Source organism: Desulfobacula sp., from assembly GCF_030611305.1.
Classification (GTDB): Bacteria; Desulfobacterota; Desulfobacteria; order Desulfobacterales; family Desulfobacteraceae; genus Desulfobacula.
In genome coordinates this window covers 1-10152 of record NZ_JAUWQB010000103.1, presented here as the reverse complement: position 1 = coordinate 10152, position 10152 = coordinate 1, and the positions used below count along the sequence as shown (strand labels likewise).

At 37.3% G+C, this 10152-nt stretch carries 12 protein-coding genes; 3 read left to right on the top strand and 9 right to left on the bottom strand.

What is annotated here, in order from left to right; all coding sequences use genetic code 11:
* Positions 1-52: 52 nt before the first annotated feature.
* The 3 genes from QAI40_RS15220 to QAI40_RS15210 all read right to left on the bottom strand — a co-directional run bounded on the left by QAI40_RS15220 (position 53) and on the right by QAI40_RS15210 (position 2840).
* On the bottom strand, positions 53-619 hold the full coding sequence (locus tag QAI40_RS15220; RefSeq protein WP_304511760.1) for a DUF2760 domain-containing protein: 567 nt from the start codon (positions 617-619) through the stop codon (positions 53-55).
* Positions 620-776: 157 nt separating this feature from the next.
* A complete protein-coding gene (locus QAI40_RS15215; protein ID WP_299983267.1) occupies positions 777-1058 on the bottom strand; it encodes a ComEA family DNA-binding protein in 282 nt (93 codons plus the stop codon).
* A 75-nt stretch (positions 1059-1133) separates the two neighbouring features.
* On the bottom strand, positions 1134-2840 hold the full coding sequence (locus tag QAI40_RS15210; protein ID WP_299983269.1) for a polysaccharide biosynthesis protein: 1707 nt from the start codon (positions 2838-2840) through the stop codon (positions 1134-1136).
* A gap of 413 nt (positions 2841-3253) precedes the next feature.
* Between QAI40_RS15210 and QAI40_RS15205 the strand changes: the two genes are divergently transcribed.
* Entirely contained in the window at positions 3254-4678 is a 1425-nt protein-coding gene (locus QAI40_RS15205; protein ID WP_299983271.1) for a hypothetical protein, read from the top strand.
* 28 nt (positions 4679-4706) lie between these two features.
* Here QAI40_RS15205 and QAI40_RS15200 read toward each other — a convergent pair whose 3' ends face one another.
* A complete protein-coding gene (locus tag QAI40_RS15200) occupies positions 4707-6029 on the bottom strand; it encodes an ATP-binding protein (RefSeq protein WP_299983273.1) in 1323 nt (440 codons plus the stop codon).
* Between the two features lie 224 nt (positions 6030-6253).
* Here QAI40_RS15200 and vapB point away from each other — a divergent pair, with 224 nt between their 5' ends.
* Positions 6254-6481: a type II toxin-antitoxin system antitoxin VapB gene (vapB, locus tag QAI40_RS15195; RefSeq protein WP_299983274.1), complete on the top strand. Its 228-nt coding sequence runs from the start codon at positions 6254-6256 to the stop codon at positions 6479-6481.
* On the top strand, positions 6478-6882 hold the full coding sequence (gene vapC / locus QAI40_RS15190; protein ID WP_299983276.1) for a type II toxin-antitoxin system tRNA(fMet)-specific endonuclease VapC: 405 nt from the start codon (positions 6478-6480) through the stop codon (positions 6880-6882). The genes vapB and vapC overlap by 4 nt, the downstream gene beginning before the upstream one ends.
* 191 nt (positions 6883-7073) lie before the next feature.
* On the opposite strand, the gene hepT is transcribed toward vapC, so the two are convergent.
* The 5 genes from hepT to QAI40_RS15165 all read right to left on the bottom strand — a co-directional run bounded on the left by hepT (position 7074) and on the right by QAI40_RS15165 (position 9809).
* Positions 7074-7484, bottom strand: a complete 411-nt coding sequence (gene hepT / locus QAI40_RS15185) for a type VII toxin-antitoxin system HepT family RNase toxin (protein WP_299983278.1) — start codon at positions 7482-7484, stop codon at positions 7074-7076.
* Positions 7484-7876 (bottom strand): type VII toxin-antitoxin system MntA family adenylyltransferase antitoxin, encoded by a 393-nt coding sequence (gene mntA, locus QAI40_RS15180; protein WP_299983280.1) that lies wholly within the window; start codon positions 7874-7876, stop codon positions 7484-7486. The genes hepT and mntA overlap by 1 nt, the downstream gene beginning before the upstream one ends.
* A 9-nt stretch (positions 7877-7885) precedes the next feature.
* A complete protein-coding gene (locus QAI40_RS15175; protein ID WP_299983282.1) occupies positions 7886-9010 on the bottom strand; it encodes a hypothetical protein in 1125 nt (374 codons plus the stop codon).
* Positions 9011-9276: 266 nt separating this feature from the next.
* Positions 9277-9549, bottom strand: a complete 273-nt coding sequence (locus QAI40_RS15170) for a type II toxin-antitoxin system RelE/ParE family toxin (RefSeq protein WP_299983284.1) — start codon at positions 9547-9549, stop codon at positions 9277-9279.
* Positions 9549-9809: a type II toxin-antitoxin system RelB/DinJ family antitoxin gene (locus tag QAI40_RS15165; protein WP_299983286.1), complete on the bottom strand. Its 261-nt coding sequence runs from the start codon at positions 9807-9809 to the stop codon at positions 9549-9551. Before QAI40_RS15165 ends, QAI40_RS15170 begins: the two co-directional genes overlap by 1 nt.
* Positions 9810-10152: the final 343 nt, after the last annotated feature.

Genomic DNA, 10152 nt, shown 5'->3' with positions numbered 1-10152 from the left:
TTGTTTTGTTTGTTGTTCCAAATAACTAAAAATAAGCAAGCCCCCGTCTGCATTAAACCTCAACTTCTGCAGGTATATTAATGTCTGCATCCCGGATGTCTGACAGTTTGGGGATTTCTTTTTTCCCGGCTTTCCACCCTCTGTGTTTCAAAATACCCTCAAATGGAGGTTCTCCTGAAACATTTCCAACAAGCTTAATTGAATCAATATCAAATCCTGGTTCGATTGTTACTCTTTCACCCTCTTCATTGTCTATCACAGGCTTTGGATCAATATATTTTTTTATTGTTTTTTTGCAGTCCTCGTGAATACTTCGTACAGCAGCACCAATCTGCTCATCATCATACAGACTTAAATCTTCATCAAAAAAATCCAAAAGCCGCCCGTCCCGCTGCAATACAGACAAACTGTGTAAGAACAAACGTGTTTTCCGATCCTGCTCTATTTTCTGATCCACAAAATCTTTTCCATGTTTTTGAACATGAACTTCAGCAACTGCCTTTGAGCTTGAACGTCTTAAAACAAGCCATAATACCCAGCCACACAATAGAAGACCCACGGCTGCTGCCGGCACCACCCATAAATCAAAATTATTGGATATCAGCTCTAAAATATTCATACGCCGGACTCTCCTTTTCAAAAGCCTTAAACAAAAAAAACCATGCTGTAAATTACAGCATGGTTTAGATAATAATACAAAAATACTCTATATCAAGCAACTGGTTTTTAAAGACTTTAAAGATTGGGAATCAGGGAAAATTGCTGCGTCAGAATTTTTATTCATCTTTTACAACAATGACATCCTTATTAGCATCAAACACTTTTTGCCCAATCCCTTTCACTTTCATAATGTCTTCGGGTTTCTGAAAAGGATTGTCCTTTCGATATTCAATTATCCTGTCTGCGATTTTGTCTCCGACATGCTTCAATATCACAAGCTCTTTTTTGATTGCTGTATTTATATTTATTTTTTCACCGGCGGCGATCACCGGCTGACAAAAACTGAGAAATAACAAACCTGCCAAAATTAATAACGAAATTTTTTTAAGTTGTTTCATTTTTTTCTCCTTTTAATAATAAAAAAATAAAAATATCCCCTGATTCCCAGGGGTTTAAAACCCACCCATTTAATATCAGGGATGGGAAATATATTCCGGAACAATCTTTTTAAACTGAAGTCTTATGTTCTCAATATCTCTCTTTTCCGCTTCTTTTCGCAATGTTTCAATCCCGCCATTCAATTGTTCAAGATCAACTTTTCTGCCATTAAAAATCATAATTTTATTATGACAGGTTGGTATAACATCCTCCTGGTCAGTCATCAGCTCTTCATACAATTTTTCACCGGGCCTTAACCCTGTATACTCAATCTTGATGTCAACATCAGGCTCAAAACCTGAAAATCTTATCAGGTCACGGGCCATATTATCTATCTTGATCGGAGCCCCCATTTCAAGGATGAAGATTTCACCCCCTTTTCCCATGGCACCCGCCTGAAGGATCAACTGGCATGCTTCCGGAATAAGCATAAAATATCTTATAATCTCCGGATGAGTAACTGTCACAGGGCCGCCTTCTTTTATCTGCTTTTTAAACAGTGGAATTACACTGCCGACGCTTCCAATTACATTGCCGAACCGGACCGTTACAAACTGTGTTTTTGACTCGCCAATCAGATTTCTGTTTTGTACGATCATTTCAGCGATTCTTTTGCTGGCCCCCATAAAATTTGTTGGATTTACCGCCTTATCCGTTGATATAAAAATAAACTTTTCACAACAAAATTTATCTGCTGTCTCTACAAGATTCTCCGTGCCTGCAATATTATTCTCCACTGCTTTCCATGGATGGTTTTCCAACATGGGAACATGTTTGTATGCTGCGGCATGAAAAACAATTTCAGGTTTAATTAATCCAAAAACCTTTGATAAATCCTCTTTATGCTGAATATCACCCAGAATCGGAATCACTTCAATATTGGGAAAATTTTTTTTAAGCTCCAGGTCAATCTCATATAAAGGGCTTTCCGCTCTTTCAAAAAGAACAAGCTTTCCGGGGTCAAACCTGCAGATCTGCCGACACAACTCAGTGCCGATGGAACCGCCGGCGCCGGTAACAAAAACAACTCGACCGCTAAGATAACCCCCTATTTGCTCAGTATCCAGATCTATGGGCTGCCGGCCCAGCAAATCTCTGTATTCCACTTTTCGGATGGCATTCACAGATACCTTGCCATTAATCAGTTCTCCCATGCCCGGGACTGTTTTAAATTTTATGCCGCTGTCTTTACAGATTTTAACAATTTCTCTCATTCTTTTTGCAGAAACAGTTGGCAACGCAATAATAACCTCAGAAACTTTAAGGGATTGACCCACTTTTTCTAATTCTTCAATCCTGCTCACCACAGATATTCCGTGAATTTTTCTTCCGATTTTTAAAACATCATCGTCAAGAAACCCAACGACTTTATAGTGAATTGCGGCATTGTCATTTATTTCTCTAAAAATTTTTTCAGCACAGTCTCCTGCCCCGATAATTAAAATTCTTTTTATAACTTGCTGATTTTTTTTCAAACGATTCCTAAAATAACCAATCAATTCTTTAATCGTTATTTTTTGAACAAGGCGCTCATAGCATATCCGTATGAACACCCTGAACCCCATTACAAACATCAGGGTCAGACAAAAATCAATAAAAAAAACAGACCTTGAAACGCCCTGAAATCTGTATCTCCATAACACATAAATAACGATCAATCCAGATGATACAGCAACAGCTTTGACTACATCCAAAAGGCTGTTAATACTGGTGTATCTCCACATACCTTTGTATAAATCCATACTCCAGAAACAGATAAGCTTGATGATCAGAACATATGGAAGTAACTCTAAACATATAGCATGAGTATTCTTATCGATTTGAAAATCAAACCGGATCTGATGCGAAAGATAGAAGGATAAACAGATAAGGATTGAATCAATAATCAAAACTGCTGATAAATTTTTATACCGACTAATAGGCATGACCCAATATGTCCTGACTTTTTAAAAATCGTTCAGTTCAATGATTTTTCAATTTTACGATCATACTATTAGAAAAAAATATAAATATCAATCAGGGTAAACCCTGATTTTTGCAAAAAAACCGATAAAATTGTTTAAAGAACAAGGTTGATCCTTTGAAAACCGCATGTTATATATTTTGGGCTTAAAAAAAATATCACATAGTAAAAGAAAAAAAGGAAAAGGAAATTATGAATCAGGAAGAATCCCCAGGGAAACAATACCCGGAAAATTATCCGTATCAGGAAGATGAAATTGATCTCATTGACTATCTTCGTGTTCTGTGGAAATGGAAGGTTTTTATAGTTCTTATGGTAATTCTGGGTACTGGCGTGACCCTGGGAATAACAATGCTGACACATCCGGCAAAACATGTGACCGAATGTACGATTTCCTTAAATTTCCCGGGCATAGACAAGCATAAAAATCCGGATGGGGAATTATTCAACAAAGAACAGGTTATTACCCCTGCCATTTTAACAAAAGCGACTGCATTTCTTCAAAAAAAGAAAAAGGAGTTTGCCGGAGAAGGCATAAGGGGAATGGTAGATATAAAAGGTATAATACCACCCGAAATTAAAGAAAAAATAAAAGCGGCTGAAAAGAAAAAAGAATCCTATCCGTTTTTTCCCAATCAATTCAGTTTAACTATTACCACAGAACAAGCCGATATTTTTTCAATAAAAGAAAGAGATCAGATTTTACTGTCAATAGTAGACGAATACAGAAAAGAATTTGAGAAAACCTATGGAGAAAAACCCTTGATAGTGATTAAATTCCCCGCCAATTTTCTTGCAAATTCTGACTATCTTGATGCGATCAGCACCTTTAAGGTTAGAACGAATAACTTCATCGGATTTTTGGATTCCAAAATAGAGGAGGCCGGATTTTTCAGATCCCAGAAAACGGGCGATTCATTCATAGATATGAAAAATGATCTTGAATTGCTTAATAATATTGAGATTTCCGAAATAGAAGCAACTGTTAAAACACTGAAGCTTACCAAAAACACAGAAAATCTTATTAATGTATACCGGCATAAAATAAGAAGCATTGATGTTGAAAGAAAAAAGAAAGAAAATGAAGCATTGGTTGCCGGGAAACTGTTGAAGGAGATGAAACAGTCTGGAGGATACGAGCCATCAAAGGGCGCTTTTGACGAAAAAGGGGGGACAAGCCTGGTCCTCGATACTTCCTTTATCAAGGAACTGGTCAAAGAGGATTCTTCTGCTCTTCTTTTAAAAACTGCCCTTCAGGCAGGAATAAAAGCAAAAAATCTGCAAGTCGACAAGGAATTTCTGGAAGAAGAGATCGCACTTTTGAAGGAAGAAAAGAAAGGGAGGGAAAAGAATAAAGAGAATACTGCCCGCGTAGAGACAGGCCTGAAGAATATAGAGAGCAGGATTATTGCCTTGTCAAAAAGGGCAAATGAACTGAAGAAGGAATATCTGGAAAAATTAATAAATAATGCCGTACAGGTAACCCATGATCCTGAAACATATAAAACAAGAGATGTAAGCATGAAAAAAATCGTTCTCCTGGCCGGAGTGGTTGCGCTGTTTATGTCGGTCTTTCTTGCTTTTTTCATCGAGTACATAAGAAAACATCGGGAGTAAGAACTGGTAAGCACTGGGGTCACCCGTCTCACATCGCTGAAATCAGTCTCCGAATCTGCCCAATAAGATAAAAAGGCATTGAAAGCAACCTGTATTCAATGGATTGTCCTCCAGGCAACTTGTTTGAATCCTGAAGAACAGATGGTTTTGCAAGATTGATCCGAACCGCTGAATCAACCCCTTTTTCTTTTATAAACTGGTGCAGTGATTTCAAACGGCCGGTTTTCCCCGCCTTAATTTCTACAGGTATGATTTTTGAGCCCGAAGAAATAATATAATCGACTTCAGCCGAAGAGCTTTTCGCCTCCCGTACCCAGTAAAATAAATCCGGTTTCTTATAATATTCATCCGAATAAAGAAGGTGCTGCCCGGCAAACTGTTCACACAAACTTCCGGAATTAACCATCATTAAATCATCAGCATTGTCAATATCAATCATGCTCATACCGCAGGCACCGGCCATAAGCCCCACATCGAGAAACAGGAGTTTGAACTTTTTTTCATTCACCTGAGACCCCAAAGGCACACCATTGCATGCACTATGTTTTACTCGATACGTTATTTTTGCCATTTCAAGCAGATGTAACGCTTTTTCAATATCTTGCGCTCGTTCATTTCTATCAACATTCACATATTTGAACTTTTTCCCGACCATCAGGGGAAGTTTTTTAAAAACATTCAGGAGACGCATATGATTGACTCTTGTAGAATACTTATTAGAATCATCTTCATATGTTCCCAAAATGGATTCTTTTACAATTTCAGATTCGTAAAAAGAGTTTGTTTCAGAAAAAACCAGAACAGCTTCCGGCATTCCGCCGATAATCAGGTATGTTTTAAAAAGAGACACCAGATCAGAATGAACAGCATCAGGCAGATCTTCTGAAATCCAATAGTTTTGAATGAAATCAACCAGCATTGTTTTTCCATTTGCTGCCAGAAATTCTTCAAACGTCATGGGTCCAAGGTGCAAATACTCAATTCTTCCTACCGGCATAGAAAAAGTATGCTCTTCAAGAATGAATTCCAACAGGGAACCGGCTGCAATTATATGCAATCCGGGTAAATCTTCATAAAAATATCTCAGTTTTGCAAACACTTCCGGTGCTGCCTGAATTTCATCCAGAAAGAGAAGCGTATTCTCAATATCAATGATTTTGTTATATCTAAGCTCCAAAAGCTTTATGATCTTTTCCGGTGTCCCGGAAAATAAAGATATTACCTCCTGATCTTTTTCAAAATTAATTTCAATAAAATTTGAAAAATTCTGTTCAGCAAACATGGAAACAAGATATGATTTTCCAACCTGCCTTGCCCCCCTGATGACAAGTGGTTTTCGTCTTGCTCTCATTTTCCACTTTATAAGATACTCTAACGCTGATCTATACATAACCTATACATAACCTGTTTTCTGCCAAATATTAAAAAATGATTTTTTTATAGGTTCTTTTATCAAGAAAAGTGATTTTTTACAAGGTAAAACTCTGGCCGGACGGAACACTAATTATGATTGACAAATTTTATGGTAGGATATATACTTCGATATATACCAAGCACCAAGCAAGGAGGGCTATTATGCAAACTGCAAAAATATTTATAAATGGGCGAAGTCAAGCTGTAAGATTGCCCAAGGAATTCCGGTTCACGGGCAATGATGTTTTTATAAAAAAAATTGGGGGGATGGTCGTCCTGATCCCGAAAGATGATCCCTGGTCGATTTTAGCGAACAGTCTTGATCAGTTTACTGATGACTTTATGGAAAACAGAGATCAACCAATTCAGAGTTCCAGAGAAAATTTATGATTGAATTTATGCTCGATACCAATATCTGTATTTATATTATCAAACAAAAACCGATACGGGTAATAGAGCTGTTTCACAAATTTCCTATTTCAAATATTGCTATTTCTTCAATCACTTTTAGTGAACTCGAATACGGGGTGATGAAAAGTACAAAACCAGATCAAAATCAATTTGCTTTATCCCAATTCGTAGCGCCGTTAGAAATTTTACCATATGATGATGATGCTGCACAGCATTATGGTAGGCTCCGGGCATATTTAGAAAAAAAAGGGACGCCTATTGGTTCTCTTGACATGCTCATTGCAGCACATGCGCTTTCTGTTAACTGCACTTTGGTTACGAATAACGAAAAAGAATTCAAGCGAGTTCAAAATCTCAAGATCGATAATTGGGCATCATAAGGTCAGGGGTCACCTTTAAGGAGCATGACCGCTTCCTTTTCCGTTCAGTGATGCCCCTTGTCCCCCCCAATAACGACAACACGACAACAACGCGCCTGACCCCACTAATACACTAATACTTCAGGATATCTTCAAAACGGCGATATTCTCCATCATTCTGAAAAACAGTTTGTTTTGCGTTCCCCCTGACCCTAACTGCTAAAAGAAATTTTGATCTGTTGAACATATGTTTGGATATCCATAATACTGTCAAGAATCTTACTGCAGATAATACTTGAATCAACAATATCATAGTCATGGGCAAGGAAATTACGAAACCCGGCAATTTTTGCAAAAGAATAAGCAAATTCAGGATCAAGAACACCGCTGTCACCCAGAATATCAAAAGCTTCTGAATATGACTGAGGGGTTCTTAAATTCTTTTTTTTGATTGTCATCTCGGCAAGCACGATAGAAGTATCTGCCAGTAAATACAGATAATGAAGCATGGCACCCCTGTAAACAGCATCTGTATCGAATCGTTTCTCACACTCATCTTTTATATTTTCAATAATTTTTATATACTCATTAATGCGCCCGATTTTCTGGATGATTCTTTCCATTAACCCTCCATAGCCATTTTTCTCTGGGTTTTGAAATCAATAGCACTATGCAGAATTTTCTGCTCATATTCTATTCTTATGGATTCATTCTTTTCATGGATAACTTGTCCATGGGTGATTATCCGGTTCAAAAGAATGATATTTTTACATTGGTTCATAATAACGATATCAATATCATTTCGTTTCAATGCACGGCTTAGCCGCAGATAAAGGTCAATTTTTATATCAAAAAAATGTCTTTCAACCTCAGCGTTTAAATAAACGGCAATATCAATATCACTCGATTTTAAATATGTTTTCTGGGCCAGGGAACCAAATAGATATGCGAATAAGAAATTCTCTTCTTTCTCATTAAATTCCTTTTTTAAAATTTTTATTAGATTTTTTTTCATCAGATGAGATCAAGCCCTTGAATCCTGGTCATTTGCAGCCGCGCTTACTATTATATTTCGGGAACGCTCTGTAGCACCGGAAACGGCTTTTCCCGCAATCTCCTGGACCTGTTGATATGCTTTTTCCTGCTGATTATTGAGTTTTTCCATCTGTTTTCCCTGGTCTTTGGTGAGTGATTCCAGAGCAGCAATATTTGCCTTCAGGACATTTTTTTCGCCTTCAAAACCTTTGATCAAAAGAGCTTCTTTCTGTTTGAAGTGCTCTGTAATATTCTGTTGGGTTTCCTTGACAGACGCGGTTACTCTTTTTTTAAGTTCTTCAGGAAAAGAATCAACCTGTTCCTGCAATTGTTCCATTTTTTGTTCTCGTTCTGCTACACATTTTTCTCTTTCATCCAGTTCAATGTTCTTTGACTGCTGTAATTTTTCAAACTGCTCCTGCTTTTGTTTTATCTCCTTATTAACAATATCCATCTCGTCTGAGAATTTATTTTTTTCAATTTCCTGAGTTCTTTTGATCTGATATTCGTACTCTTCATTTTCACGTATTCTCTGGTTCTTGGTTTTGGTCTTCTCCTCAGCCAAAGCTTCCAGATACTCTTTTTCTTCTTTTTCCCAGTTAGCTTTAGTTTCTGATATCCGGGTTTCAAGTTTTTCTCGAATTGTTAACAGGTCATTTTCCTGTTTGGCCCGCTTTTCACTGAGTTCACTGGTGAGATTCTCGCGATTTTCTGCCATTTCAGCTTCAAACTTTTCTTTTGCATAGTTTTGTGCTTCAATTAGTGCAGCTAAATTGGCAGCCTGTGTTTCAATTCCATAAATTTCATTAAGTTCTTTTTGTTTTAATTTAATTGCCTGGTTAATGTTTTCATATTTTTCAGCTTCAGCCTCAACTTTATCAGAAAGTCCTGTCAGTTCCTTGTTTATTGAAATTTTGAGGTTATGTATCTGGGTGCTTAGATCTGATGAAGCTGTCTGCTCCGCCTTCTGTAAAGTTTCAATATCTTTTGTTTCTTTCTTGATCTTTTCCGGGTCTAATTTTGTTTTTTCCTTTTCCTCGATTTGCTGCTGCAGCTTGTTAATGATCTCCAGCATCTCTTTTTTAGTGTTTTTCATAGAAACTTCTTCAACCATTTTAGATCTCCTTCTTTCACGTTGACAATTGACCATAGAATACCATAACTATTTGCTGCGGTCAAAGATATTAAAGCCATGTGTTTCAGTTCTTTTCCCCTGACCCGGGCCCCATCCTGACAATCTACGAAAATCTGCGTCAATCTGCGCCCCATTTCTCAATACTTACCCCCTAAGTATTAAACACCCTTCAATAAGTAACTTGGATGAAGTTGACTGAGCCCAAGGAAAAAACTATGTTACCATCGCTTAAAACCGCTAAAATTCTAGTAAATAAACAATTCTGCATGAGAACCAGTTCTGCGTAGTTTTATAGAGGATTCGTCTATTTCATAAATTAATAACCAATCTGGTTCGATATGGCATTCACGCGCCTTTTGATAGTTACCCGACAACTTGTGATCCCGGTATTTTGTTTCCAGTTCCAGACCCTCACAAATACAATCAAGGACATCTTTCAGTTTGCCTAAATCTTTTCCTTGATTTTTTAATTTTTTGACATCTTTTTTGAACCGTTTAGTAACTTTCAAAATTTTCATCAAATTCCCAGCTCTTCGTACAGCTCCGAAGGAGTTTTGTATTCATCCAGGTTCTTCTCTTCCATTGCAGCAATCGAAGCTTCATTGAGTTTCATCTCAGGAATCTTAACTGGAAAAGGAAGACCATTTTGAAAGGTTATCTGTTTGTAGAAAACATTAATCGCTTGCGATGGAGTCAAACCCAGGGAAACTAATATGTTTTCAGCAAGATTTTTTAGTTCAGCATCCATTCTTACTGATATTGTTGTCGTCTTTGCCATAATAACCTCACTATTAATTTTATCAAATTGCCATACTTTGAGAATACATTGAATGGACAAAAAAATAAAGAGGGGAATAAAGAAATGCTATTTTAATATTTACAAATATTTTTCAATACTTTACACCCAATAACGACAACAACGCAAGCCTGACCCCAAGCTATTTGCCTCCCCGGCAAGCTTTGTAGGCTTAAACACCCCTTTTTACCATCAAAAAGCACACTCTAAGACCTTTTCAGCCCCTGATTCAGGCAATATCTTTTATAAAAACAACAACTTATCGGGTCACGGTAGGAATGCCGGTTACCCGGCACCCCCCGTACAGATCCGTACGTGAGGTACT

Coding starts and splice junctions, on each gene's coding strand:
- QAI40_RS15220 (WP_304511760.1), bottom strand. CDS start 619: ATGAATATTTTAGAGCTGATATCCAATAATTTTGATTTATGGGTGGTG.
- QAI40_RS15215 (WP_299983267.1), bottom strand. CDS start 1,058: ATGAAACAACTTAAAAAAATTTCGTTATTAATTTTGGCAGGTTTGTTA.
- QAI40_RS15210 (WP_299983269.1), bottom strand. CDS start 2,840: ATGGATTTATACAAAGGTATGTGGAGATACACCAGTATTAACAGCCTT.
- QAI40_RS15205 (WP_299983271.1), top strand. CDS start 3,254: ATGAATCAGGAAGAATCCCCAGGGAAACAATACCCGGAAAATTATCCG.
- QAI40_RS15200 (WP_299983273.1), bottom strand. CDS start 6,029: ATGAGAGCAAGACGAAAACCACTTGTCATCAGGGGGGCAAGGCAGGTT.
- vapB (WP_299983274.1), top strand. CDS start 6,254: ATGCAAACTGCAAAAATATTTATAAATGGGCGAAGTCAAGCTGTAAGA.
- vapC (WP_299983276.1), top strand. CDS start 6,478: ATGATTGAATTTATGCTCGATACCAATATCTGTATTTATATTATCAAA.
- hepT (WP_299983278.1), bottom strand. CDS start 7,484: ATGGAAAGAATCATCCAGAAAATCGGGCGCATTAATGAGTATATAAAA.
- mntA (WP_299983280.1), bottom strand. CDS start 7,876: ATGAAAAAAAATCTAATAAAAATTTTAAAAAAGGAATTTAATGAGAAA.
- QAI40_RS15175 (WP_299983282.1), bottom strand. CDS start 9,010: ATGGTTGAAGAAGTTTCTATGAAAAACACTAAAAAAGAGATGCTGGAG.
- QAI40_RS15170 (WP_299983284.1), bottom strand. CDS start 9,549: ATGAAAATTTTGAAAGTTACTAAACGGTTCAAAAAAGATGTCAAAAAA.
- QAI40_RS15165 (WP_299983286.1), bottom strand. CDS start 9,809: ATGGCAAAGACGACAACAATATCAGTAAGAATGGATGCTGAACTAAAA.